The following is a 25,842-nucleotide window of genomic DNA, read 5'->3' on the forward strand; positions in this document are numbered from 1 at the left end:
GGCGCTCGAGAGCGGCGTCCTTCTCCAGGTGCTTGCGGTACTCGTCGAGGGTGGTGGCGCCGATGGTCTGCAGCTCGCCACGGGCCAGCATCGGCTTGAGCAGGTTCGCCGCGTCCATCGCGCCCTCGCCCGCGCCGGCACCGACCAGCATGTGCACCTCGTCGATGAACAGGATGACGTCACCCCGGGTGCGGATCTCCTTCAGCACCTTCTTCAGGCGTTCCTCGAAGTCACCGCGGTAGCGCGAGCCGGCCACCAGCGCGCCCAGGTCGAGGGTGTACAACGCCTTGCCCCGCAGGCGGGCCGGCACCGCTCCGCTGGCCAGGCGCTGCGCGAGCCCTTCGACGACCGCGGTCTTGCCGACGCCGGGCTCGCCGATCAGGACCGGGTTGTTCTTCGTACGGCGGCACAGCACCCGCATCACCCGGTGGATCTCCGCGTCGCGGCCTACCACGGGGTCGAGTTGACGGTCGGTGGCGGCCCGCGTGAGATCGCGACCGAACTGCTCGAGCAGGACGGACTTGTTGTACTGCGGCTCGGTGGTGATGCGGGACGGCCGCGCCGTCTCCACGGCCGGCTCGGACGACAGCAGCCCCACCTGGGTCCGCACCCGGTCGACGTCGACGCCCAACCCGATCAGCAGCTTGGCGGTGTCGCCCTGCCCCTCCCGGACCAGCCCGAGGAGGATGTGCTCGGTGCCGATGTAGTTGTGACTGAGCCCCAGCGCCTCGTCGAGGGCCAGATCGAGGACCGCTTTCGTCCGCGGTGTGAACGGGATGTGGCCCTCGCCGCTCTCCGGCTTCTGGCTCAGGGACTGCACGATCTTGTCGCGCACCTCGTCGAGCGAGACGTTCAGGCCGAGCAGCACCCGCGCGGCGAGGCAGTCCTCCTGTTGCAGAAGCCCGAGCGCGACGTGCGGGGTGCCGACGTGGTTGTGCTTGAAGAGCCGGGCCTCGCTCTGGGCGTGGATCAATGCTCGGCGCGCCCGATCGGTGAATCGCTCGAACATGTGCCCTCCTCGCTCTGCAGGCGGATACGGCGAGTGACCGTACGGGCATTCAAACAAAAGGATTAAGTAGTATATAGCTATCTGTTGGTCGGTGGAATGATTTGGCCGCCCCAGGGAAGACGGAACGGCGGCCCGAACGGATGCGATGCTGCCGCCCTGGGCCGCCGTCGATGACCGTCATGGTGACGGGCCGGCGTCACTTCGCGACTTCGAGCAGGTACCCCTGGCCCCACACGGTCCGGATCACCAGGCCCATGATGCCGATGCGCCGCCGGATGCGCATGATATGCAGATCCAGGGCGTTGCGCTGGCACCGGGCTGGCCGCTCCGGCAGGCAGTCCAGCAACGTCGAGCGCGCCACCACCTCGCCGAAGTCGCGGACCAGACAGTGCAGCAGGTCCGCCTCCGTGGGCGACACGGAACAGGATCTGCCGTTGTATCGGATCACTCCGACCGGATCGATCTCGGGCAGGCGCCCGGCCCACGCCTTAGCCCTTAGGGTCGCGATCCGGGCCTCCAGGTCGCCCCGACTGACGGGGGCTCGGATCCAGTCCTCGCGTGCGTCCGCGCAGATCGGAGGCTGGCATCCCGCCTCGACGACCAGCAGGACTGGAATACCCAAGTTTCTAAACTGTTCCCGTTTGCGTTCGTCCGCTGGCCATCGGACAAGCTTGACATCGATCTCGCGGATAGCTCTATCCGTCCCCTTGTGCTTGATCACAGACATCGCGCACCTACCATGGCGCACCCCTCCTGAAGTCCGTGGGAGTCGTCGATGCTCAGGCGGACCCCAGACTCGCATCGGCAACATCGAGTGTCAATGTGTGTGCGTCTCGCAAAGGGGTTTGATCCTAAAACCGCGACCATTCTGAGCAGCGCGAACTGCGGTTGAAAGATCTGTCGATGGTCCGACAGGTAGCCAGTGTGGCCGCGGTCGGGCCGGAGCTTGTGGGGGCTTGCTGCCAACTGCCTGATCGGCGTGGGTGCGCCACGACTTCACGCACACCGGCCCAGTTCCGGGCGCTCGCAGCAATACCTCTCTAATCGGCCGCATCGGATGCCTCGCCTCGGCCAGGGGTATTGACAGATTTGTTGACTGTTAACGAGATCGCTATACGATGCTGAAGTAGCATTCGCTACGCCTACGCCTGACGAAGGAGGGCAAGGTGACCGTCAACTACTTCCCGCCCGGAGGCACCGACTACCTTCGGTTGTGGACCGACGCCGTCATCGAGATCGCTGGCGGCACGGAGACGATCGAGGCCGACGGTTGGTTCGTCGTGAACCGCAGCTTCCCGGCCGTGCAGGACCCGACCAAGATCGTCGTGGAGATCCTGCAGATGAACCTGCGGGGCCGCAGCGAGCAGCTGGGTGAGTTCCTGTTCACCCTGAACCCGCGGCTGAAGAGCATGGGCGAGGAGGCCCTGATCGCGCCGGACAGCTTCGAGAGCCGGTTCAAGGGCTACTTCGACGTGTACTTCCAGCTGGAGCTGCTGGAGCAGGGCAAGACCCTGATCAACAAGGACCCGGTCAACATCTCCGGGGTGTTCGGTGCCCTGCCGCCGATCGGCGCCATCGGCGAGATGGCCCCGGGTGACCGCGTCGCCATGTACGACGTGGACAACCTCGACGGCGAGCCGGTCATGCACATGCTCGCCACCCGCAAGATCGTCGGTCAGTACGTGACCGGCGACTACGCCAGCCGCCTGGAGGATCTGCACACCTCGCAGGCGGAGGCGGCCGAGTTCGTCCACGCGGCGAGCACGGTCAAGGCCTGATCGGAGTGATTGCATGTCCGCCTGGGCCCGCCTGGGCGGACATGTCCCGTGCGCACAGAGAGGCGACAGCCATGGGCGACGCCCACTCCGTCGAGAGCTTCAACCGGATCGCCGACCGCTACGACCGGCACTGGGGGCAGTTCGGCTGCCGGCGTGCCGACCCCGAGGTACTCGCCGCCGCCGGCCCACACCAGCCCGGCCGCGTACTCGACGTCGGCTGCGGAACCGGCCGCCTGCTTCGCCTCGCCGCCGAACGCTGGCCCGACGCCGACCTGATCGGCGTGGATCCGGCCGCCGAGATGATCCGGGTGGCCCGAGGCAAACTGCCGCGCGCCACGCTGCTCGTGGCGGGAGCGGAACTGCTGCCCTGCGACGATGCCTCGATCGATCTCGTGTTGAGCACCACTGCCTTCGGCCACTGGGCCGACCAGTCCGCCGGGCTGCGGGAGATCGCCCGCGTGCTCACTCCGACCGGGACCCTCGTGCTGGCGGAGCACACCCCCCCGCCGCGGTGGCTGCGACCGGTCGTGAAGGTGCTCGGCGAGCCGCCGGCGCACCGCACCGAATCGGAGCTGCGCGCGTTGCTGGCCGGTGCCGGGCTTCGCGTGCGCGCGGCCAAGCGGGTCAGCGGGGGCCTGCTACTGATCACCGCCGACCTGGGCTGACCGACTCAGCTCGCCGGCTCCCGCGGCACCCCCGTCAGCAACGCCCTGATCAGCAACGGCTTCGCCTCGGCCTGGAAGTCCACATCTGCGTCGTACTCATTGATCATGCCTTCCAAGACCAGCAGCGCCAGCAGCGGGAAGATGAACTCGGGCGCGGCCGCGATGCCGTGCCGGCGCTGCAAGTCGAACAGGCTCGCCGCGAACGGTCCGAGCTCAAACTGGCCAGCCGTCCGGTTGCTCGCCGCTCCTACCAGCGCCACGATGTCGGCACGGAACGCCTCCAGGTCGGCGCCCGGATGAGTGCCCTCGGCGCTGCGGAGGATGATGTCGGCGCAGTACGCCCCGTTGCCGCGTGCCATGTTGAGGAAGAACTCGGCGAACAGCCTGCGCACCCGAGGCCGAAGGTGCACCACGAAGCCCATGTCCAGCAGCACGATCTCGCCGTCGGCGGTGAGGTACAGGTTGCCCGGGTGCATGTCGCAGTGCACCAGGCCGTCGATGAACAACATCCGGTACGCGCAGCGGAGGATCCGACGTACCGCCAGTTCAGCGGTCTCTCGCGGCAGGTCGGCGCGGCGCATCCGCCGCAGCCCGGCGACGTAGTCCATGACCAGAACGCCGTCCGCCGACTCCGCAGGCAGCGGAGCAGGTAGTCGCAGGTGGTCGTGCCCGGCGAAGTTGTCCCGCATCCTCTCCAGGGCGGTCGCCTCCGCCGCGAAGTCCAACTGGCCCAGCACGGCGTCGCGTACCTGCTCGACGATGCGCACGGCGGGCAGGCGGCGGAAACCGGGCAGCCGCTGGGCGGCCCACGCGCCCGCACGCAGCAGGGCGAAGTCGGCGTGCATCGGCCCGGCGAGGCCCGGGCGGCGGGCCTTGACGGCGACCACCCGGCCGTCGGGCATCGTGGCCCGGTAGACGCACGCGATGCTGCCGCTGCCCACGGCCGCCCAGTCGATCCGCTCGAACGGCCACGCTCGACCGGCGTATGCGGCGCGCAGGGTCGCCTGCGCGGTCGCGATCGGCATGGCCGGTACCCGGTCGTGCAGCTGGCCCAGCACCTCGCACACGCCGGCCGGCAACACGTCCCGCCGGGTGCTCAGCAACTGGGCGGCTTTGATGAAGCTCGGACCCAGCGCGATGGTCAGCCGGTGGAGCTGACCCAGCGCCTCGGTCCGCATCGCGGAGCGGCCTCGTGCCGCCGCTGCGGCCAGCGCCGGCACCGCGAGTGCGGTGCGGCCGGCCATGACCGCGGCGATCCGGACGGCGCGGGCAGCCACGGTGTACCAGGGGACGTGCGGTGAACCACGCAACGGATGCCTCCGCGAGGGCTCGGGAAAACAATGATAGTCGATCAGGTGCCGGCAGTGTTTCATGCCCGCAGTCGGTTCCCCGCTCCACCTGGACAGATATGTTCGGCCGCTGAAAGATTGCCTGGGACCCGCCCGGCGTCGCCCTTTTAATGATGGCATGGGAAATAGGGTTCCAATCACTGTACCCGGCATCGAGGAATACGCGCAGGCGCACACCACCGCCGATCCGGACCATCTGCTCGGCCTCGCCGCGGAGACCCGGGAGTCCTGCGACCGGCCGGTCATGATGGTGGGCCCGGTGGAGGCGCGCTTCCTGCAGTTTTTCCTGTACGCGCAGCAGCCGCGCCGCGTGCTGGAGATCGGCACGTTCACCGGGTACTCCGCTCTCTCGATGGCGGAGGCGCTGCCCGACGGCGGCCACATCGACACCTGCGAACTGAGCGAAAAGCACGCCGAGATAGCCCGTCGGCACATTGCCGCCAGCAAATATGCTTACTCGGTGACGGTCCACGTCGGACCGGCGTTGGAAACGATTCGACGGCTGCCGGGGCCGTACGACTTCATCCTCCTCGACGCCGATCAGGCACATTTCCCGGACTACTTGGACCCGCTGCTGGACCGGCTTTCCGACGGCGGCTTTCTGGCGGTCGACAACGTGCTCTGGGATGGCGCGGTGCTGGACGAAGCGGACCAGCAGGACAGCACCAGGGGAGTCCGGCTGCTCAACGACACCGTGGCGTCCCGCCCCGACCTGACCTGCGTCATGCTGACCATCCGCGACGGGATCATGCTGATCCGACGCAATCGGGGGGGCGTCTGATGACCGTCGAGCCGCTCACCGTCAGCGGCATCCCGTACATCGAGCTCTACAGCGCGGACCCGACCGCGATGATCGGCTACTTCCGCGACGGCATGGGCTTCACCGCCACGCCGGTGCCCCCGTCCAGCCCCGATCGCGAGTCGGTGGTGTTGCAGCACGGCGCGATCCGTCTCGTGGTGAGCAGCCCGGCCGGCGGTTCCGGCCCGGTCGCCGAGTACGCCGACCGGCACGGCGACGGTGTGGGGGACATCGCGTTCGGCGTCGCCGACCCGGTCACGGCGTACCACGCGGCGGTGCGCGCCGGCGCCGAGCCGGTGCGCGAGCCGGCCGTACGCCCCGCCGCTGGCATTGGCACGATGCTGACCGCGACGGTCCGGGGGGTCGGGGACCTGGTGCACACCTTCGTGCCGACCGGCACGGTCGGAGCCGCCCGCCAGGTCGACGGCGAGCCGCTGCTGCACCTCGTCGACCATGCCGCGATCTGCCTGCCGGCCGGCACGCTGGCGTCCGGCGTGGACTTCTACACCACCGTCTTCGGCCTGCGCTCGATCTTCGCCGAACGCATCGAGGTGGGGGAGCAGGCCATGAACTCCGAGGTGGTTCAGAACGAGACCGGCGACGTCACTTTCACGCTCATCGAACCGGACGTCGCCGGCCAGCCCGGTCAGATCGACGCCTTTCTCGCGCGGCATCACGGTGCCGGCGTGCAGCACCTCGCCTTCCTCACCCCGGACATCGGCGCCGCCGTGCGGGCGCTGCAGAACGGTTCGGTGCGCTTCCTGCCGGCGCCGTCGCAGTACTACACCGCCGTGGCCGCCCGGCTGCCCGACATCGCCGGCGAGGTCGAGCGGCTGCGCGAGCTGAACGTGCTCGTCGACCGTGATCACTGGGGGTATCTCCTGCAGATTTTCACGCAGTCGGTTCACCCGGCGGGCACGCTCTTCTTCGAGCTGATCGAACGCAGGCAGGCGCGTACGTTCGGTTCCGGCAACATCCGGGCCCTGTACGAGGCGGTCGAGCAGGGCCGACTCGCGTCGGCTGCGGAGCGGCCGTGAACGACCGCGACGGGTACGACCTCGGCCCCGACCGGCTGTTCCCCGGCCTGGCCGATCCGGTGTTGAGCTCGGCGTCGCTGCTGAACGAGATCGCGTCCCGGCATCCGCACGCCATCCCGATGGCCGCCGGTCGCCCCTACGACGACTTCTTCGACCCCGCCGAGTTGCCCGGCCTGATCGGCGACTATCAGCGGCATCTGAGCAACGAGCTAGGGCTGGACCGGGTGGAGGTCACCCGCCGGCTGTTCCAGTACGGACGGACCGCCGGTCACATCGGCGCACTTGTCGCCCGTACGCTGGCTCATGACCACGGGATCACCGCCGACCCGGACGCGATCGTCGTGCTCACCGGCGCCCAGGAAGGCATGTTCACCGTGGCGCGGGCGCTGTGCGCCAGCCCGCGCGACGTCCTGCTGGTGACCTCGCCGTGCTACGTCGGCATGCTCGGCGCGGCGAAGCTGCTCGGCATCGAGACCGCCGCCGTGCCCGAACGCCCGGACGGACTAGCCGCCGCGGACGTGGCCGCGGTCGCCGCCCGCATCCGGTCCGCCGGGCGCCGGCCCGTCGCGCTCTACCTCGTGCCGAACTTCTCCAACCCCTCCGGCCACACACTCACCCTTACGCAGCGCCGGGAGCTGCTCGAGGTCGCGGCCACGCACCGGATGCTGCTGATCGAGGACGATCCGTACGGCTTCCTCGCCGACTCCTCCTGCCGGGTGCCGGCGCTGAAGGCGTTGGACCGAGACCGCCGGGTGGTGCACATCGGGACGTTCGCCAAAACCTGCTTCCCCGGTGCCCGGGTCGGCTACGTCGTCGCCGACCAGCGGGTGGGCCTGCCGGACGGCGGCCGTGGGCTCCTGGCTGACCAGCTCGCCCTCATCCGCAGCATGATCACGGTGAACACCTCCGCGATCGCCCAGGCCGTGATCGGCGGCATGCTGCTGCGCTGCGGCGGGCGACTAAGCGAGGCGAACCAGGGCCGGGTCGCGCACTACCGGCGCAACCTCACCATGCTGTTGCACGCCCTCGAACGGGAGTTCCCGCCGGCCGTGCGTGAGGCGTACGGCGTGTCGTGGACACAGCCTGTTGCCGGGTTCTTCGTCGTGCTGCGGGTGCCGTTCGTCGTCGACGACGACACGCTGCGCCTGTCCGCCACCCGCTACGGCGTGCTGTGGATGCCGATGAGCTACTTCTACGTCGGAGGCGGTCCTCGCCGAGAGCTGCGCCTGTCCTGCAGCGCGCTGGACCCGGAACAGATCGACGAGGGCGTGCGCCGCGTTGCCGCGCTGGTGCGCGACTGTGCCGGCAACGAGGAGGATAATCGCGATGACGATGCAACTGTCCCAGCGGACGCCGTTCACCGGAGCTGAGTATCTGGACAGCATCCGGGACGGGCGGGAGGTGTGGATCTACGGCGAGCGGGTCTCCGACGTCACCACCCACCTGGCTTTTCGCAACAATGCCCGGATGATCGCCCGGCTCTACGACGCGCTGTGGAACCCGGCCGAGCGCGACGTGCTGACCACGGCCACGGACACCGGAAACGGCGGGTTCACCCACCGGTTTTTCCGGGCGCCGCGGTCGGTTGCCGAGCTGCGGGCCGCCCGCAACGCGATCGCCGCCTGGCAGCGGCACTGCTACGGCTGGCTCGGCCGCTCGCCCGACTACAAGGCGTCGTTCCTGGCCACGCTCGGCGCGTACCCGGATTTCTACGAGCCGTTCGGTGACAACGCCCGCGCCTGGTACCGCCGCGCACAGGAACAGGTCCTGCACGTGAACCACGCGATGGTGCACCCGCCGGTGGACCGTAACCTCCCGCCCGATCAGGTGGCCGACGTCTACGTGCACGTCGAGCGGGAGACCGACGCGGGTCTGGTGGTCAGCGGCGCGAAGGTGGTCGCCACCGGCTCGGCGCTGACCCACTACAACTTCATCGCCCATCATGGGATGCCCGTGCGGGACAAACGGTTCGGGGTGGTGTTCCTTGCCCCGATGGACGTGTCCGGGGTGAAGTTGTTCTGCCGCACGTCGTACGAGTACACGGCTGCGTGCACCGGCAGTCCGTTCGACTACCCCCTGTCGAGCCGGATGGACGAGAACGACGCCGTCATCGTCTTCGACCGGGCGCTGATCCCCTGGGAGAACGTCCTGGTCTACGGCGACGTCGAGCGGGCCAACACCTTCTTCCACCGCTCCGGCTTCCTACCCCGGTTCACGTTGCACGCGATGACCCGGCTCGCCGTCAAGCTGGACTTCATCTGCGGTCTGCTAATGCGCGCAGTGGAGATCAACGGGACCGGGGATTTCCGGTCGGTGCAGGCAAACATCGGCGAGGTGATGACCTGGCGGCACCTGCTGTGGGCGCTGTCCGACGCGATGATCGAGTCCGCCGGCCCCTGGGGGGACGGATTCGTGCAGCCGGCCGAGGAGTACGCCCTGACGTACCGGGTGCTGGCGCCCATCGCGTACGGCAAGGTGAAGGAGCTGGTGCAGCACACCGTCGGCAGCGGGCTGATCTACCTGAACTCCGGTGTGGAGGATCTGCGCAATCCGGAGATCCGGCCGTACCTGGACCGTTACCTGCGCGGGTCCAACGGTTACGCCGCGGTGGACCGGGCGAAGGTGATGAAGCTGCTGTGGGACGCGGTCGGAAGCGAATTTGCCGGGCGCCATGAGCTGTACGAACGCAGCCACGCCGGCAACGCCGAGGAGAACCGGATCCAGGTGCTGCGCAAGGGTGCCGCCGGGCCGGTGGGCCGCGGCATGCTCGACCTGGTCGAGGCCTGCATGGCCGACTACGACCTGACCGGGTGGACCAGCCCCGACCTCATGGACCCGCCGCCGCGGTGACCGCGTTCGTGACCACGCCGAACCGTCGCCTGCGACGAAGTGCCCCCCGTGGAACTTGCCGGCTGGCCTGAGGCCGAGAGGTCCGAAGGCAGTTCGACGAACATGTCGTAGATCGGCAGGTTGGACCTGTTGATGGTTATCGCGCCCATCTGCAACTGCTCGTCGACCATCCGATCGCCGAGATCCTCTCGCCGCCGCGGACAGCTGGCATGCCCTCGCGGTCACCCTCGACACGGTCGGCAGGGTCGACGCCGCCACCGCGGTGCTCGCCACGATCGACCTGGGCTGCAGCGTGTTGACCGGCCAACCCGGCCTGTATGGCGGCATCGCCGGCGGCGGCCCGGTCATCCCAATCTGACCCAGGTACTACACGGCGTGGATCCGCCGCCGCGACGGGCGAGCCAGACCCGATGGGCACCGGTGAACGCGGCCGGCTCATCATCTCCGGAATCACGCAAGTTGGTCCGTACGCATCTTCCGCTGTGACGAGTGTCGGCATACGGCGGACCGGGAGGTCAACGCGGCGGTCAACCTCGCCGCCTGGGCCGAGCAACACCATGCCCGGATCCGGGACCCCGAAGCACGAGGCCAGGTCATCAACGCCTCTTGAGGCGACGCCTCGCCCGGGCCGATGCAGTTCTCTTTGGCCGGGTGATGTACGAGATGATGGAGGCAGCGTGGCGGCCGGCGGCGCCGCCGGGGTCGAGGCCTGATTGGATGGAACCCTTCGCCCGGACGATCAACGCGCCGAAGAAGTACGTCGTGTCGAGCGCCCTGGAGCGGGTCGATTGGAACGCGGAGCTTGTGCGCGGGGATCTGGGCAAGGTCGTTGAGCAGCTCAAGCGGGAGCCGGGTAAGGGACTGTTCGTGTCAGGCGTGCAGCTCCCGCTGGCGTTGGCGGAGCTGGGATTGATCGATGAATACGAGTTCGTGGTGCAGCCCCGGATGGCGGGTCACGGGCCGACATTGTTCGCGGGGCTATCGGAACATATCGACCTGAAGCTCGTGAGCCGGCTGGAGTTCCCCTCGGGGGCGGTGGTGATGCGGTACGAGCCGAGAAGGTGCCCCTCGGGCTCGTTCGCCCGAGCCGGCCACATCGGGGAGCCCAGCTTCGCGGCTCTCGAGTGGTTTGTTCCCCAGTACTCCTCGCCCCCCGGCTGGCGATCATGGCGGGACAGGGGGCCGGCAGCGCGCTGTGCCGGCCCCCGACCGTCAGTTCTGCGGATTGCCGGGGGGAGCGGTGTTCCACTCCGGGTTGCCGAGCGATTCGACCAGCTGGCGAACCTTCACCGCGTCCCCGGGGGCGATCGCCAGGCTCAGCATCAGCAGCAGCCGGGCCTTCTGCGGCAGCAGGTCGTCGCCGTCGAAGATCGGGGCGGTGCTGCTGCCGCCACTGACCGAGCCGGAGCCGACCCGACTGGTGCTGACGAAGAAGACGCCCTTGGCGATCGCCCGGGACCGGGCGGCGGACTGGGCAGAGGAGATGCCGCCGGCTCCCGTACCCGCGGTCACGATGCCCTTGACCCCTGCGTCGGCGAACGCGGTGATCGCCTCACCGCCGGCCTGCTGGTAGTTGTAGACCACCTCGACCCGGGGCAGCGACTCCACCTTGACGTCGCTCAGCTTGAACGGGGTCAGCCAGCGGTTCTTCTGATCGCAGTCGGCGACCCGGGACGGCGCCCGGCCGACCTTGATCTCCGAGCCGTCGATCCAGCCGAGTGCGCCCAGCTCACGGGTCTGGAAGGTGTCCATCCGGGTGGTGCTGGACTTGGTCACGTCCCGCGCCGTGTGGAACTCGTCGTTGAGCATCAGCACGGTGCCGTAGCAGTACGTGGACTGGCTGGCGGCCAGCACGATCGAGTTGTAGAGGTTCGCGGGACCGTCCGCGCCGATCACCTGCGGCCCGTCAGCCGTGCCGGCCGCCCACGGGCGCATCGCCCCCGTCATCACCACCGGCTTGCGGCTCTGCACGGTCAGGTCCAGCCAGTACGCGAACTCCTCCATGGTGTCCGTCCCGCTGGTGACCACCACCGCGTCGGAGGTTTGCAGCGCCTGCTCCACGGCGAGGGTGAGGGCGTGGAGCTCGGCGATGCTGTAGCCGCCGGAACCCTTGTTGCCGAACTGCACGGTGGACACGTCGGCGACCTCGCCGATCTCGGGTTGGAGTTGGGCGACCATCCGGTCGATCGGAATCTGGCCGGCTCGGTAGTTGGTGAAGCTGCTCCGGGAGGTGGCGACGCCGGCGATCGTGCCGCCGGTGCCGATCACGGTCACCTTGGGCTTCTTCGTCTTGGCTTCGGCGACCACTGTCTGGTAAGCGACGCTCTGGATTTCTGTGGCGGCGGTGACACCGCCGGTGGCTGCGCCGGACGGCGGGCCGTCCGGCATGTCGGCGCCGGTCGATGTGATGGCGAGTACGGCCGCTGCCGCCAGCGCGGCGGTGACGACCGGGGTGGTCAGGGTGGCGATCCGTCGGGCTGGCATACGCCGGCGTTGGTCGAGGGACAAGACAACCTCCGTAAAGGTCGGGGGGAGTGCCTAGGATCTTGCGGGCCGCTGGCGGCGAGGGGGCCGCGTCCGCCGGGACGCGACCCCCTCGGTGTCCGGAGCCCTGGTTCGACGCCGCGGCTAGCCGCGGAGCGCCCGCGGCAGGGCCGCCGCGTCCACTGGGGTCGACGGGCCGTGGTAGATCGCGTTGAACAGCAGCTTGCTCGGGTCACGAGACCAGGTACGGAAGGTCGGCTCGCTACCGAACGTCACGATCAGACCCTCGCCCACCTGGTGCTTGACGATGTTGGCCTTGCCGTTGAGGTGCTCCCCGCCGATGAGCCAGCCGCTCTGCAACTGCTCACCGGACTTGGGGAACGAGGAGACCACGTCGCCGCCGGTGACGGTGTACGCCTGGTCGTTCTCGCCGAACCACACCGGCGTGTCCGGGCGCATACCCCAGGCCACCGGGTCTGAGGTGTCGAACCGCTGGCTGAGGATGCTGCCGGGCGAGAAGAACTGGTGCTCGTCGGAGGGAAGCGCCGGGGTGATCGGCAGCGAGGCCAGCTGGCGCGCGGTCGCCACCGAGTCGCCGATCGCCAGCAGCGTCCCGCCGTCCTCGACGAACTTGCGCAGCTCGGCCCAGCCGGCCTCGCCAACCCCGTACGCCCAGGACCACTCGGCCGGGTAGCGGTCCCGGTTCAGGCCCGAGACGATCTTGGTCCGGCTGATCCCCGCCGGGAGCACGATCGTGTCGAACTTCGCGTTGAGGTCGCCGGCGAAGTCGGCGGCGACGACCTCGTTGAAGCCGATGCCATACTGCTCGAACAGCCACTTCATCCAGCCGCCCGGGATGTTGTTGATGCCCCGGAAGAGGCCGACCCGGGTGTTGTCCTTGAGCTGCTCCGCCGCCACCTGCGGCGCCTGCCGAACGCTGAAGACGGGGATGCCGGTCTTCCGGGAGACATCCTGCAGGGCGGTCTGCGCCGCCTTGCTCGGCTCGACGATCAGCGTGCCCGGGGCGTAGGTACGCCCGCCGGCCGAGAACTCGGCGCTGGCACGGAAGGTTCTCGCACCGGCCTTCTGCAGCGCGGCGATCATCATCGCCGTGCCGTAGGACTCCGGGCCGACCAGGTAGGCACCGTTGCCTCCCGGGTCGCCGGGGAACGCCGGGTTGGCCGGCTGCACCTGCTTGACCTGCGTAGTTGAGGCGGTGAAGGGCTTCGCGACGGTGTCGACAGCAACGCCCAGGAGCATCGGCAGGGTCTGCGCCGTCACGTCGTACGGGCTCTGCGGCGGGCCGCCCGGGTACTCCCGCAGGTCCGGGTAGCGCTGCACCTCCAGCAGGGTCTTGGCGAACCGGCCGTAGGGCTGTGCGTAACGGATGACCCAGGAACCGGCGTCGTACCGCTTGCCGTTGGCCGTGAAGGCGGAGATGGCCTGCTCGATCTCGACATCGCCGGTCTGCAGGGTGGTCAGGAGCTCGTACGTGGCGAACGGATCCCGCTGACCGGCCGGAACCACGTAGGCGAACGGCTTGTCGGCGCTCGGGTCCACCGCGTTGCGTTGGGTGCGGTAGAAGTTGTAGAGCCACTCAGTCTTGTACTTGGCGACGTTGCTCAGCGCGCCGAAGACCGCCGTGTCGAGGTAGTCCACGATCTGCGCCAGCGTCCAGGTGGACTGGTCGTACGGCTCGATGAAGTTGGTGTCCGGCTCTTGCGGACCGATCGGGCCACCGTTGCTGCTCTTGTAGGTGTAGGCGAGGTCCTGCGCGCTCGCCGCCTCGACGAGGATGCGCGGCGCGCCGTGGTAGGTCATGTACTGGCGCGACGGCGTCCAGTAGTCGTAGGTCGAGCCCCACTGCACGCCCTTCTTGCCCTCGGCGGTCAGGCTCCGCGAAATCTCCATGCCGAGGGAGTTGGTCTGCTGGACGGTGATGGGGTCGATGTTCGGGTCGTTCGGCGACAGGTACGGCGGGATAAAGATCCGGCCCCGGCTGTTGCCCATCTGGTGCAGGTTCTGGACGACCTGCGGCTTCCATTCGTTCTGCAGGGCGACGCTGATCTGCGTCTCGGGCTGCGTCATCATGAACCAGTCACGATTGTCGTCGTGCCCGATGTATTTCTGGTAGAGGTCGGGATAGGTGCGAGCGTAGTTCGTTCCGGCGGTTTCGTTGAAGTAGTCGCCCACCCATTCCGTGCCGTCCGGGCTCTGGGCCGGGATGATGAGCAGTACCACGTTGTCGAGAATTTCCGAAACCGTGGTCGACTTCTCGTCGGCGAGCCGGTGGAGAATGTTCGGAATGACCTGTGCGGTGCCCACCTCGGTTGAGTGGATCGCGGCTTCCAGCAGGAAGACGGACTTGCTCTGCGCGGCGAGTTTCTTGGCCTCCGCCTCGCTCAGGCCGCGCGGATCGGCCAGTCGCTGGTTGCTCTCCTTGATCCGGTCGAGTTTCTTGAGGTTGCCCGGCGAACTGACCGTGAGGAGCGGGAAGGGCTGCCCTGTCGCCGTCTTACCGATCTCCTGGTAAAGCACCTTCTCGGACTTGTCCGCGACGAGCTTGTAGTACCTCACCAGGTCGTCCCAGCGGGCGAGCTTGCCTTCGGAGCCGAGTGGGAAGCCGAAGAACTGCTCGGGGGTGGTGATGCGCGGGGCCGCGAGGGCGGCCGAATTAAGAACGAGACTGCTGCTGAAGGGCAGGGCCAATGCAAGGAGAGCTGCTGCGGGTAGCAGACCTCTCCTCATCCAGGTACGCATAGACATTCTCCTTGTGCTTGTCGCCGTGCTGAACGAGTGCCGAATCCCGGACAAGGGTCAATCACTGCGAGAGCCGAAGAGCTTCCACCCCCTTTCATATATAGAAATATCAAAATGTCTAAGACCGTGTAAGGCCTGGTCAACATCTTGAGCATTACTTGAGGTTTCGCCGTTCGGGCCGCCCGCTCGCCGGACCACCGGCGGCATGCATATGGGCGTAGGCGACCCGGCTGACCCTCAACGGCGTCGCGCAGCAGGCCCGCCACGACGGCCCCTGGACCGGTCGGCGCGGTTCCGCGCCGACGGCGGGCGTTGATGCCGGTGTGCTGGCATCACGGCACTTTCGGCCGCGGGCGGTACGACATGCCAGGTAGCGCGTTGTCCTGACCGCGCCCGTGCCAGCACGGCTCGGTCGGCCGACAAGGAGACCGGCCCGGAAGGCCGGTGAGGAAAGTCGTCCGGTCTACCGAGGCAGTCGATCGGGAGGGAAACCGGCCGTCGTGGCGGAGTCCGCCTCATGTGGTAACTACCTACCGTCAACGCATGGTGAACGCCTCGCTCACGCGGGCCCGCGTCGTCATGCTCACGGTCGCTGTGGTCGGTCTCCTCCTGGTCGGCGCGGTGGTGGTCGTCGCCAGCCGGGCCACCGCCCCCCAGGCGGCAGGCGATGGATCCGGCACCGTGACCGGCAACGGACTCGTCCTGCATCATCCGCAGGGCGCCTCGCTGCGCGTACCCGCCGGCGCGCTGCCGAGCGGGACGCGGGTACGTCTCGAACCGCGTCGCGCCCCTGCCCTGGACCGGCTCGGCCTGCTGCAACCCGACGGGCAGTCGTGGGAGATCATCGCCGATCACGATCCCATCCGACCGGTGGAGCTGACCATGCCGTACGACCCCGGCAAGGTCCCACCGGACACGCGCCCGCTCGTCGCCACGTTCGACGACGTGAGCGGCTGGTGGCTTCCGACCGAAACCGTCGCGGACCCCGGAAATCGCCGACTGGTCGCGCAGCTGAGCGGATTCTCGTTCAAGACCTGGATCCTGGACCGGGTCAACGATGCCGGCAGCGGCATCGTCAGTGCGGCGAGCTGGCTCGAGTACCAGAGTGGGCGGCTCCTGGGCAGCAGGGCCACCCGCCCGGACTGCACGTCGGACCCCAAGCCGGAATGGATCAGCCAGGTGCTGACCGTTGAGGACGCCAACGCGCAGATTTTCGCGTGCGTCGGACGCGAAGGGTTCGGGTTCGACCTCAACCTGGTCAACAACCGCGGCTACCCGGTGGCGGTCGACCTCGACACCCCCTTCGCGGGCTGGTCCGGCTCGCTGCTCGACGACGGCCTGTCCGGCTTCCTGCAGAAGGTTGCCGCCGAGACCGGTCGAAAGCGCGTGTTCCTCCTTCCCACCGGCTCGGCCCAGGTCGTCTACGACCCGCCGGCCACCGCGAGCGGACACCTCGAGGGCCACGCGCGTGCCGACGGGGGTGCCGCCGTGGTGTGGCTGGCGATGGAGGTCGCGCAACAGGTTGGCGCGGACCTACCAGCGCCCGGCGGCAAGGAACTGGGGATCTGGACGATCGACTGTGTGGTCCGAATGCTCGGCACGGCAGAGGATCTCACCGCGCGCGACATCGCTGGCGCGGTGAGCGGAATGACCGGCTGTCTGCAGCACACGCTCGAGCACGAGGTGCGGCTGCGGGGAGTCGACCCCGACCAGGAACTGTGGAAGTCGTATCGGCGCGTTCCGCCGAACGCGCAACGGGCGGTCGCGGCGCTGCGGTGGCTCCGGGCCATCGAGATTGTGAAGTGGGGGCGGCTCGCGGCGGACATGTGGGTCAACGACCGCGGCGCCGCGGCGGACCTCGTCGACGTATCGGTCTGGTGGGAACAGGCACCCGGACCCGCACCCACCGGCAAGTCCGTCTACCTGTACACACTCGACCCGTCGGCGTCCGCCGCCGGAAGCAGCGGCCAGCAGGTCACCGGAGTCTTCGACGGTTCAACGTATCCTCACTCGACCGGTGCGTGGGTCGGCTGCGAGGGGACGCCGGCCACGTTGACATACCAGCTCGGCCATGGCTACCGCCGCCTGCGCAGCTTCGTCGGACTCAGCGGGGAGACGCCCGCTGATGTCACCGCCCGCGTCGATTTCACGCTCGACGGCAACGTCGTCCAGTCCGTGGAGGTGTCGCCCGACCGCAGCGAACCAGTGGACATCGATCTGAGCGGCGTCGGGGAACTGGTTGTCTCGGCGATCAAGGTTGCCGGCGAATGCGAGGTTTCCGACACTCCGTACGGCGTGCTCGGCGACGCTCGGCTCTGGCCGGGCGCCGATCCTGCCACCAGCTCCGTGCCCCAGGCCTTCGTCGGCACATGGCGAGGTCAAATCACCCAGCCCAACAGTCCGCGAAGCCCCTACACCAGCGTCGTCACCCTCAAGGTCGGAGCGGCCGGCGATCAGGTTGGCACGGTCCGGTATCCGGAGCTCGAGTGTCAGGGCACGCTCACGCTGGAGGTGGCGCAGGCTCGGCGGCTGCAGGTGACCGAGGAGATCCGCACCGGATCTCAGTGCAGCCGCGAGGTGAATCTGGACTTCCGGCTGCTCGCCGACGGCCGCATGACCGTAGCCTTCCGCTTCACCCGGGAACGTACCGACAGCCCGATCGGCTGGGGGACGCTCACCAAGGTCGGATGACGGGCACCGAGAACGGCCGGTCCCGGCCTGGCCCGCACCACCAGCCACGACGGCGCGTCCGGTGGCGCGCCATCTGGGGTACGGACCGCCGGCGAGGAGAGGGCCAACGCAGCTGCCGTCGACGATGCCGGGCACCACCAACAGCAGCTGCGCCGGGATGGCGGTCAACGCGCCGAGGATCGGAACCTGGCCTGGGCCTGTCGCAGGCTGCTGAGGTCGGTGGGTACGGGCACGGCGCCGTAGCGGTCGAAGGCATCGACGCTCGCCCCGAGCGATGGTGGCCATCGCCGCTGCCATTCGATCAGGGGCACGGTCGGGCCCGTTGCGCGTAGCGGCTCGGCGAGTCGGTCGAACTCCGCCTGTCGCCATTCGCGTAGTGCGTTCCAGCGCCGGGTTGCGGCGATCAGCGAGCCGGTGACCTCGGTGGCCGTGGCCGCCGGCGGCTGGACCACGTCGCCGTTCATGATCGAGTGTCGTCCCAGTGGCAGTGCGCTGCGGTGGCCGTACCGTTCGCCGACGACTTGCGAGACGTGCCGGCAGGTTTCGCAGCCCAGCCACGACCACCGGGTTCGGGTGGTGACCGTGTCCCGGACGCACAACACGCACAGGTCGAGGTCGCTGGAGATGTCCTGCCCCTGCCACTGCTGCTCCCAGTCCGGCGTACGTGGCTGGCAGCGGCACCGCTGCTCGCGCGGGACACCACCTTGGAGGCATCCGCAGGTCAGGCAGACTGCGAAAGCGGCCAGATCCAGCTCTTCGAATGGCACGGTGAACTCGCCTTCCGGTGCCTCGAGGCACCCGCTCTTGCCGGGCCGCAGTTAGCGGTCGGCCTGGTCTTCTCCCGGGGGCACCGTGCGCGGGTGGCGCGGTTGCCGGGTCAGCAAGCCGGGAGGCTTGACGCTGACCACTCGTGACGTCCACGGAGCATAGAGATCATCGACGCCGGGAGCAACCCCGAGAACCAGGCGGGGAGACATGCGACGACCGCGGTGAGCGGTCGTGTTGGTCGAACTGTTCGTCAGCGGCGAACCGTGCGGTGAGGCGGCTCGAACCTGGCCGACGCAGCCCTGACGCTGCGGCTCTCCGACGACACGACTGCCGGGCGACCACTCACCGTGGACAGCCGGGAAAGCAACCAACAAGTACCTGATCACTTACTGGCACTGGTGGCTCTGGCGCCCGTCCCTTCCCAAATATCGATGGGCGCCAGCACCCCTGAGGTAAGCGGATCACTGTCAGCGAGCGGCGGGCCATCCCGGAAGCTGCGTCGCCCAGCAGTGATGGCGTGGGCTATGGCAGCTGGTCCGGCCACCCGGTTCGGGCCACCACCAGGTCGGTGATTTCTGCGATCGTGTGCCTGTCGGTGTCGATCCGATGGCCGATCGCGGCTCGTTCCAGAGCCTCCGCCTCCTGCGCCGCCTGGTCGGCGACGCTCAGCAGGTGCGCGGTGGGCTTGCCGACCAGTGGATCGCCCGGCTCCGACCAGCTGCCACGACCTTGGCCGCGAAGCATGATCCGGCTGGTCAGCGTGTCACGGTCGGCGTGCAGGCGACACACGGTCACCGCCGATGCGGGCAGCGCGTCGCCGTACACGCCGAGGGCCGCCTCGTCCTCTGCCGGGCCGACCATGACCAGCGCCTGAGCGCCAGCGTCCCGGTAGGTACGCCACAGGGCCGCGAGGTTGCGGGCCTTGAGGCGATGATCGGCAGGCGTAGGGCCGCAGAAGCCAATCTGATTCAGGTCGATGTAGGCCGCCGTCAGCCCGGCGCCGAGAACCTTCAGGTAGACCTGGAAACCGATGGTGGACTTGCCGACACCGGTGGCGCCACACAGCCACAGCACGCGCCCGTCAGGGTCCACACCAGCTCCGAGGCCGTCTGCAGAGTCGCTGCGGACGGGCGACAACGGCCGTTGCGGGTCGCTCAGCCCGGGCCAACCGCTCACGCGGTCGCGCACCTGCCGCGCCACGTCGGCCACGGTGAGCCCACTGGTGTCCACGCAGACCTCGGCAACAGTGCCAGTGTCCAGGTTGGCGGCCTCCTGCAATGCCTGTGCCAGTCCGCCGTTGTGTCCCTGCCGGCCGACGAACCGCTGTGCCAGCTGCTCCTCCTCGGCCCGTAGCCGGCAGACCGTCAACGCCACCTGTGTCAGCTCATCGCGGTGCACGCCGTGACGGGCGTCGACGACGCCCGAGACCACCACGCACCGGGCTCCCGCCGCCCGGTACCCGGCGATGACACCATTCAGATTGCGTGTCTTCATCCGGTGTCGCCCGGGATCGCCAGCCGGCTCCGGATAGCACATCCCGAGTTGATCCACATCCACGTAGCCGGTCTGGACACCAGACCGGATCAACGCCGAGTAGATATCCCAGCCGACCGCGGTCTTGCCGACACCGGGAGGGCCACACAGCCACAGGACTGGAACCACGTCGCCGGTCACCGGCTGAGGCTGGACGGTGTTCCAAGCCATAACCAAAGATCCTTGCGTCCACGGCCCTACGCGTCGAGTCGTTTCCTGAGAGGACCGCTCAGGAGTCGGCAGGCGCAAATCGGAAGGAAGGGCTATTGGGCGTTGGCGAGTAGGACAAACCGGTAATGTCAGTAAAGCCCTGGAGTCGAGCGAGTGCTGAATCAGCGGCGGTTGCGGCCTCCAGGTAAACCCTGATGCCCGTGAAGCGCAGCCAGGCGTCTGCCGTAACAGGGTCGATGCCAAGGCTGTCCAGGTCACCCGTCAGCGAGGCGTGGGCATGAATCCTCAAGTCCCGCTGCTCGACGATCGCGAGATCGATGAGGTCGTACTGGTGGTGCTGGAAGAAGTAGACGCTGCACTCAGCCGGTTCCTCCGCGCCCCGAACTACATGGCCTGCCATGCTGCGCCAACTGGGCACGGAAAGGGGCAGCCACTCGATGTCCACGAAGACCGGGCTGCTCCCGTAGTCCGGGTCACCTCCATGAACGGGAAGCGAAAGCTCCAGGTCAAGGTCGGCGCAAGCCCGATTCTCGGGTTGTCGAACAGCAGCCCGCCCCAAGTTCCCCCGTCGACCGGAACGAGCTCCCCGGCGCGCAGGGAATCCTCGTCGTCAGCCTGGCTCGTCGCAGTGGGGAGTCTCCCACAAGGCCCCGCAACTGCCCGCATGGGCGGGTTCGGCGAACGCCAGCTCGTCCTTGTTGAACTCCGCAGTCCAGTAGATGGCGTTGCGCAGCTCAGCCGAGGTGGCGGGATCCGTTCCGCTTGGTGGCGGAGAGCAGCAGCGCGGCGGCGCCGGCGGCCTGGGGAGATGCCATCGAGGTGCCCTGAAGCAGGGCGTAGCCCACCGGCAGGTGTAGCGGTACTCGCGGCCGGGACCGCTGACCCCTCGGGCTTGGTCAGGCTTATCCGCTCAGCGAGCTCGTGCTGGGCCACGTCCGGCCCGCCGGCAGAACAGGTAATGCGGTCAGACCCATCCGCGGCGGTAGGCGTGCCAGCCGAGCTGCATCCGCGTGGTGGCGCCCGTCGTCTCCATGAGGGCGCGGAGACGGCGCTGGACCGTGCGGGCCGAGGTGCCGAGCTGGTGGGCGAGCGCCTGATCGGTGAGGCCGGCGAGCATGAGCTGCAGGATCTGCCTGTCCATCGGGTCCAGCCCGGTCCCTTTGACGACGAACGGGCGTGCCGAGGCCCAGACGGCCTCGAAGAGCTCACCGGCCAGCGCGGCGAGCGGCCAGCGCAGCATCACCGACGCATGGTCGCTGATCTGCACCATCGCCGTGGCGTCGTCGGCGACCGCGATCTTGCGTAGCGGCTCGTCGGCAATCCGCACCTGCGCTCCCTCTTCGAGCCTCTTTTGGAGGGCACGGGTCGCCGCCGGCTCCTGCAGGAACGCCGTGTCGACGACGATGCGATAGACCACGCCGGCGACGGCGTGGCGGCGTACCCGCTCCAGCGCGTCGGTCTCGTCCTGACCGCGCTTTCCCTGGAGGTCCTCGCTCGTGGTCTCCTCGAATGTGTCGGCGGTGGGGATCGCCTGGTTGGCGCCCGACTGGAAGGCGCGGATGGTGCGTTGGGCGCTGTACTCCAGCTGGAGCAGTCGGTGGGCGACCGATTCGGGGCCCTCGATGAGCTCGACGAGGTCGTGGCCTCGGGCGGGCGCCATCTCGCGGTGGTAGGTCTCCGCGAACTGAGCGAGCAGCTCCTCGGAGCGGCGCAGCTGCTCGCGGGACCGGGCCAGCCGTGGTCCGAGAACCAGCTCGGGCGGGGAGGCGATCATGGCCCCGTCGGGCCCAGGGTGGACCAGGCCGGTGTCGGCCAGCCGGTTCAGCGACGCGGTGATCACGGCGACAGGCCAACCGACCTCGTCGGCGAGCCGGGCGACGCCGGCGCCGGGGAACGCGATGACGGCGCGGTAGACCGCCTCGTCCAATGGCACCAGGTCGTCGAGCACGGCGTTCCTCCTGCCGGTCGTCCCAGCGTCTGCCGGGGTGTCGAGTTCTCGCCATGTCGCCGTCTCGCCACGCCGGAGTCGGCCGGAGGAGACGGCGGTTCGGCGAGAGTAAGGCACGTCCCACCCCACTGCTCGTCCAGGAGCTCTGCATGTCAGATCATCGCCGCGCCCGCGGCCCGGTCAGCGCCCTTGCCGCTCTGGCTCTGGTCGCCGCCCTCCCGGCGCTCGGGGCCGAGGCCGCCCGAGCCGCCGACCAGCCCGCGCCGCCCGCCGTCGCCACGGCGCCCGCGGGCCAGCTGCGGACCTTCACGCTCGTCACCGGCGACGAGGTCACGGCGCATGTCACCGCCGAGGGCCGCCTCGCCGACGTACGCCTGCGGGACGCGTCAGGACGGGACGCCTTGTTCACCACGTTCGCCGGCGTCGGAGGCACCTACGTCTTCCCGGCTGGGATCGAGGCCCAGATCGACGCTGGCACGGTGGACCGCGACCTGTTCAACATCACCAAGCTGCTCGCTGACGGGTACGACGACGCGAGCAGTGACACCCTGCCCGTGATCGTCACCTACACGACCGTGGAACAGGCCGACGAGCTTGCGAAGAAGGCACCGGCCGGAACGCAGATCACCTCGCGGCTCTCCCTCATCAAGGGCGCGGCGGTGCGGATCCGCAAGGGCCAGGCCGCCAGCGTCTGGGGCTCCCTCGCCCCGGCGGGCACGCCGCTGGCCGCACCGAACGGCACCGCCGAAAAGCCGTCGGGCCAGCGCCTCCCGGCTGCCCGGGTCTGGCTGGACGAGGTCGTCCACGCTAACGACAAGAGCGGTGACACCGACAGCCCGACGGTGCCGCTGACCGGCGCCGACGTCGCCCACCGGCTCGGCTACGACGGCACCGGCGTGAAGATCGCCGTCCTCGACACCGGCTACGACACCGGTCACCCGGACCTGGCCGGCCGGGTGGTCGCCGAGCGCAGCTTCATCGGCTGGGAGGGCATCGAAGACCGTAACGGCCACGGCACCCACACGGCCTCCACGGTCGCCGGGACGGGTGCCGCCTCGCAAGGCGAGTACGCCGGGATGGCGCCCGGCGCCGACCTGCTCATCGGCAAGGTGCTCGACAACACCGGCGCGGGCTACACCTCGGGGATCATCCAGGGGATGCAGTGGGCCGTCGACAACGGCGCGAAGGTGGTGTCGATGTCGCTCGGCGCCGTCGGCGCCGAGTGCGCCGGCCCCGACGTCGACGCCGTCAAGGCCCTCGGCGACCGGGCTCTCTTCGTGATCGCGGCCGGCAACAGCGGCCTGCCCGGCTCGGTGTCGACGCCGGCGTGCGCCCCCGGCGCGCTGACCGTCGGCGCGGTGGACCGGCACAACGCCTCGGCGTACTTCACCTCGCGTGGCCCGGTCTTCGGCGGCACCGCCGCCAAGCCGGACATCGCATCGCAGGGCGTCAACGTGGTCGCAGCCCGCGCCGGCGGACGGGGCGACCTGGCCTACGTCTCCTACTCCGGCACCTCGATGGCGACCCCGCACGTCGCCGGAGCCGCCGCGCTCGTGCTCGACGCCCGACCCGATCTCACTCCCGCGGAGGTCAAGGAGGTGCTCACCTCCTCGGCCGACGACACCGGCGCGGACGTGCTCGAGCAGGGCGCCGGCCCGATGGACGTGGGTCGCGCCGTCACCCAGCAGGTGGTCGCGCCGCCCAACCTGCAGCTGGGCAACTTCTCCTACCCGCAGAAGTCGCTTCCCGTCACCCAGGCACCGGTCACCTTCACCAACCTCGGCAGCACGCCCGTCACGCTCAAGCTCCAGGTCGAGGAGCTCGTCGGTGGGGACGGCGTCACCCCCGTGCCCGCTGCGATGGTCCGGCCGTTGGAGAGCCATCTGACGGTGGGCGGCGGCCAGAACGCCTCGGTCCAGCTGCGGATCGACCCCGGACTGCCGGTCAAGGACGCCGCGTACGGCACGATCACCGGCCGCCTGGTCGGCACCGCGAAGGGAGTCCAGGTCGAGGTGCCGTTCAGCCTCTACCTCGAGGAGCCGTCCGCAGACGTGACCCTCGTGGGTATCGACCGGTTCGGCAACCCGGCGGCCGCACCGTCGGCGTGGGACCTCCTCGACCCGATCCACGGCCGGGCGAGGCACATCGGTTTCGGTGCTGGCGGCACCACCACCATGCGGTTGCGGCTCGGCACCTACACGATTGCCGCGCACGTCATGACCCGGGACGAGCCCACCAACGCCAGCGGCGTCACGTCGGTGGCCTTCCTCGCCCGGCACAACGTCAAGATCGACGGCGACACGACGATCACCCTCGACGCCCGCGACGCGCAGCAGCTGAACTGGCACACCGACCGGCCCAGCCAGCCGTTCGGGTACACCGTCGGCTACACCTACGACCTGACCGGCAGCGGCATCAGGCTGTCCAGCTTCGCCACCGCTCCGTCGTACGTCGACGCCGTGTACACCGACTCCCAGGGCAAGCGTGACGACCGGTTCACGTTCGGTGTGACGACCCGCGCGTTCGCGCCGCGGGCGGCGGTGGCCACCCAGGCCGGACCGCTCGACTACTGGTCGGTGGCGCAGACACCGCCGCTGCACGGTCAGGGCACCGCGCCGCTCGTCGTGGTCGACCGTGCCGCGCTCCTCGACCAGGACCTGACCGGGAAGGTCGCACTCGTCGCCATGGAGTACTCCGTGCCCGTCAGCACGGTCGCCCGGGACGCCGCCAAGGTGGGCGCGGTCGGCATGATCGCCTACTACCCGCGCCTGCTCGGCAAGGTGACCCCGACGGGAGGCAGCGGGGCGCCGATCCCCGTCATCAGCATCCGCTCCGACGACGGTGCCCGGTTGGCCGCGGCGGTGGACGCCGGCCCGGTGACACTGCGCTGGTCGGGAGAGCAGCCGGAGACGAGCCCGTACGTCTACAACCTCGCATGGCTCACCACCGGCACGGTGGCGACGGGTAGCCAGCGGGTCCGCGACAGTGAACTCTCCGCTCAGCGGGCCAGCTACTACACCCAGGGCGACAGCCGCACCCTCTGGACCGACGTGCAGTTCAAGATCCCCGGGATGTCCAGCTCGGTCTGGGCGGCCGGCAGCAGCGTCGGGGTCCTCGCGCCCACCGAGCGGACCGACTACTTCACCGCCCACCCCGACGTCGCCTGGACCAGCATCGTAGCGCCCGGCGTGGTCAACACCGGCGGGGCTTTCGACGGCCCGCGGAGCCGGACCGCCGGCCAGGAGACGACGAGCTGGTACAAGGCGCCCACCGGGATGTCCCTGTCGACCAACGGCACACCGCTGTTCCGGCGCGACGCCAACCGACTGCGGGTGAGCATCCCCTGGTTCGGCGATGCCGGCGGCCACGACGCCCTCGGCGCCTATCCGGACAGCCGTAGCGTCACCGTCAACGTCGACGGGCGGCCGGCAAGGTACGACGGTCCCGTGATCATCCTGCCCGACGACGAGGCCACCGTCACGGCCCGGGCGACCTGGCAGCGGCCGGTCGGGTCCGGCGCCATCCGCTGGTCGATCGGAATCGCGGAGGAGACCGCGTGGACGTTCCGCACCAGCGCCGCGCAACAGGGCGCGCAGGGCGTCCCGGTGCCTGTTCTCGACCTGCCACTCCAGCTGACCAACACGGTCCCGGGCGGCACCGCCGTACCGTTGCGGCTCTCGGCCGTCACCAACACCTCGAGCGGGAAGCCCGTCCCGATCACCGAGGCTAAGGTCTGGTACGCCGCCGGATCGCAGAGCTCGGTCGCGGGGATCCCCGCCAGCGCCTGGACCGAGCTGCCGGTCACCGGCACCGGCACGCAGAAGGCGGCCACCGTGCCCGCGGTGCCGGCGAGCAGCGGCTACGTCCATCTGAAGGTCGAACTCACGACCGCGGACGGCGCCACCGTCACCCAGACGATGGTCCGCGGCTACGGCCTGACCTGAGCGGTGTCGGCGGCGGCCCCAGGCGAAGCTGGAGAAGTCGAAGAAGCGCCAGCTCC

Annotated in this window: 18 protein-coding genes, 2 pseudogenes and 1 riboswitch; of the genes and pseudogenes, 10 read left to right on the top strand and 10 right to left on the bottom strand. The window is 69.1% G+C overall.

Annotated features, from left to right (window positions below):
• Together ABZ570_RS27460 and ABZ570_RS27465 are read right to left on the bottom strand one after the other, a co-directional pair.
• Window positions 1-1,009, bottom strand: a 1,009-nt coding sequence (locus ABZ570_RS27460; protein WP_358069602.1) for a Clp protease N-terminal domain-containing protein, incomplete at its 3' end; no start/stop codon positions are given.
• A gap of 196 nt (window positions 1,010-1,205) precedes the next feature.
• Entirely contained in the window at window positions 1,206-1,736 is a 531-nt protein-coding gene (locus ABZ570_RS27465) for a winged helix-turn-helix domain-containing protein (RefSeq protein ID WP_358069605.1), read from the bottom strand.
• Window positions 1,737-2,175: 439 nt separating this feature from the next.
• On the opposite strand from ABZ570_RS27465, the gene ABZ570_RS27470 reads away from it, so the two are divergent.
• Together ABZ570_RS27470 and ABZ570_RS27475 are read left to right on the top strand one after the other, a co-directional pair.
• The gene (locus ABZ570_RS27470) at window positions 2,176-2,787 is read left to right on the top strand and encodes a DUF6073 family protein (protein ID WP_358069608.1); all 612 of its coding nucleotides are present in this window, start codon (window positions 2,176-2,178) and stop codon (window positions 2,785-2,787) included.
• A gap of 71 nt (window positions 2,788-2,858) precedes the next feature.
• Window positions 2,859-3,452: a methyltransferase domain-containing protein gene (locus ABZ570_RS27475; RefSeq protein ID WP_358069611.1), complete on the top strand. Its 594-nt coding sequence runs from the start codon at window positions 2,859-2,861 to the stop codon at window positions 3,450-3,452.
• 5 nt (window positions 3,453-3,457) lie between these two features.
• Here the strand turns inward: ABZ570_RS27475 and ABZ570_RS27480 are convergent, their stop codons facing one another.
• Window positions 3,458-4,729, bottom strand: coding sequence for an AarF/UbiB family protein (locus ABZ570_RS27480; protein WP_358069614.1), 1,272 nt, complete (start codon window positions 4,727-4,729; stop codon window positions 3,458-3,460).
• Window positions 4,730-4,919: 190 nt separating this feature from the next.
• Between ABZ570_RS27480 and ABZ570_RS27485 the strand changes: the two genes are divergently transcribed.
• The 6 genes and pseudogenes from ABZ570_RS27485 to ABZ570_RS27510 all read left to right on the top strand — a co-directional run.
• Window positions 4,920-5,582: an O-methyltransferase gene (locus ABZ570_RS27485; protein WP_358069617.1), complete on the top strand. Its 663-nt coding sequence runs from the start codon at window positions 4,920-4,922 to the stop codon at window positions 5,580-5,582.
• Complete coding sequence (hppD, locus tag ABZ570_RS27490) at window positions 5,582-6,637, top strand: 4-hydroxyphenylpyruvate dioxygenase (protein ID WP_358069620.1); 1,056 nt, start codon at window positions 5,582-5,584, stop codon at window positions 6,635-6,637. Before ABZ570_RS27485 ends, hppD begins: the two co-directional genes overlap by 1 nt.
• Window positions 6,634-8,007 (top strand): PLP-dependent aminotransferase family protein, encoded by a 1,374-nt coding sequence (locus ABZ570_RS27495; RefSeq protein WP_358069623.1) that lies wholly within the window; start codon window positions 6,634-6,636, stop codon window positions 8,005-8,007. The genes hppD and ABZ570_RS27495 overlap by 4 nt, the downstream gene beginning before the upstream one ends.
• A complete protein-coding gene (locus ABZ570_RS27500; RefSeq protein ID WP_358069626.1) occupies window positions 7,964-9,487 on the top strand; it encodes a 4-hydroxyphenylacetate 3-hydroxylase N-terminal domain-containing protein in 1,524 nt (507 codons plus the stop codon). The genes ABZ570_RS27495 and ABZ570_RS27500 overlap by 44 nt, the downstream gene beginning before the upstream one ends.
• Window positions 9,488-9,956: 469 nt before the next feature.
• Window positions 9,957-10,013 (top strand): annotated as a pseudogene (locus ABZ570_RS27505) (hypothetical protein); the annotation flags it as partial.
• Between the two features lie 14 nt (window positions 10,014-10,027).
• A pseudogene (locus ABZ570_RS27510) lies at window positions 10,028-10,513 on the top strand (dihydrofolate reductase family protein); the annotation flags it as partial.
• A 186-nt stretch (window positions 10,514-10,699) separates the two neighbouring features.
• Here ABZ570_RS27510 and ABZ570_RS27515 read toward each other — a convergent pair.
• A complete protein-coding gene (locus tag ABZ570_RS27515; RefSeq protein ID WP_358069629.1) occupies window positions 10,700-11,971 on the bottom strand; it encodes an asparaginase in 1,272 nt (423 codons plus the stop codon).
• A 144-nt stretch (window positions 11,972-12,115) separates the two neighbouring features.
• Complete coding sequence (locus tag ABZ570_RS27520; protein WP_358069632.1) at window positions 12,116-14,731, bottom strand: M14 family zinc carboxypeptidase; 2,616 nt, start codon at window positions 14,729-14,731, stop codon at window positions 12,116-12,118.
• Between the two features lie 543 nt (window positions 14,732-15,274).
• On the opposite strand from ABZ570_RS27520, the gene ABZ570_RS27525 reads away from it, so the two are divergent.
• Window positions 15,275-17,422, top strand: coding sequence for a hypothetical protein (locus ABZ570_RS27525; RefSeq protein ID WP_358069635.1), 2,148 nt, complete (start codon window positions 15,275-15,277; stop codon window positions 17,420-17,422).
• A 164-nt stretch (window positions 17,423-17,586) separates the two neighbouring features.
• On the opposite strand, the gene ABZ570_RS27530 is transcribed toward ABZ570_RS27525, so the two are convergent.
• From ABZ570_RS27530 to ABZ570_RS27550, 5 genes are all read right to left on the bottom strand, one after another.
• A complete protein-coding gene (locus ABZ570_RS27530) occupies window positions 17,587-18,189 on the bottom strand; it encodes a hypothetical protein (protein WP_358069638.1) in 603 nt (200 codons plus the stop codon).
• Between the two features lie 28 nt (window positions 18,190-18,217).
• Window positions 18,218-18,338: riboswitch (SAM riboswitch) on the bottom strand.
• Window positions 18,339-18,712: 374 nt separating this feature from the next.
• Entirely contained in the window at window positions 18,713-19,864 is a 1,152-nt protein-coding gene (locus tag ABZ570_RS27535; RefSeq protein ID WP_358069641.1) for a hypothetical protein, read from the bottom strand.
• Between the two features lie 88 nt (window positions 19,865-19,952).
• Window positions 19,953-20,339 (bottom strand): hypothetical protein, encoded by a 387-nt coding sequence (locus tag ABZ570_RS27540; RefSeq protein WP_358069644.1) that lies wholly within the window; start codon window positions 20,337-20,339, stop codon window positions 19,953-19,955.
• 289 nt (window positions 20,340-20,628) lie between these two features.
• Window positions 20,629-20,739, bottom strand: a complete 111-nt coding sequence (locus ABZ570_RS27545; RefSeq protein ID WP_358069647.1) for a S8 family serine peptidase — start codon at window positions 20,737-20,739, stop codon at window positions 20,629-20,631.
• A gap of 119 nt (window positions 20,740-20,858) precedes the next feature.
• A complete protein-coding gene (locus tag ABZ570_RS27550) occupies window positions 20,859-21,842 on the bottom strand; it encodes a winged helix-turn-helix transcriptional regulator (protein WP_358069650.1) in 984 nt (327 codons plus the stop codon).
• Between the two features lie 149 nt (window positions 21,843-21,991).
• Between ABZ570_RS27550 and ABZ570_RS27555 the strand changes: the two genes are divergently transcribed.
• Entirely contained in the window at window positions 21,992-25,786 is a 3,795-nt protein-coding gene (locus ABZ570_RS27555; RefSeq protein ID WP_358069653.1) for a S8 family serine peptidase, read from the top strand.
• Window positions 25,787-25,842: the final 56 nt, after the last annotated feature.

Source organism: Micromonospora sp. NPDC007271 (assembly GCF_040634005.1).
Classification (GTDB): Bacteria; Actinomycetota; Actinomycetes; order Mycobacteriales; family Micromonosporaceae; genus Micromonospora.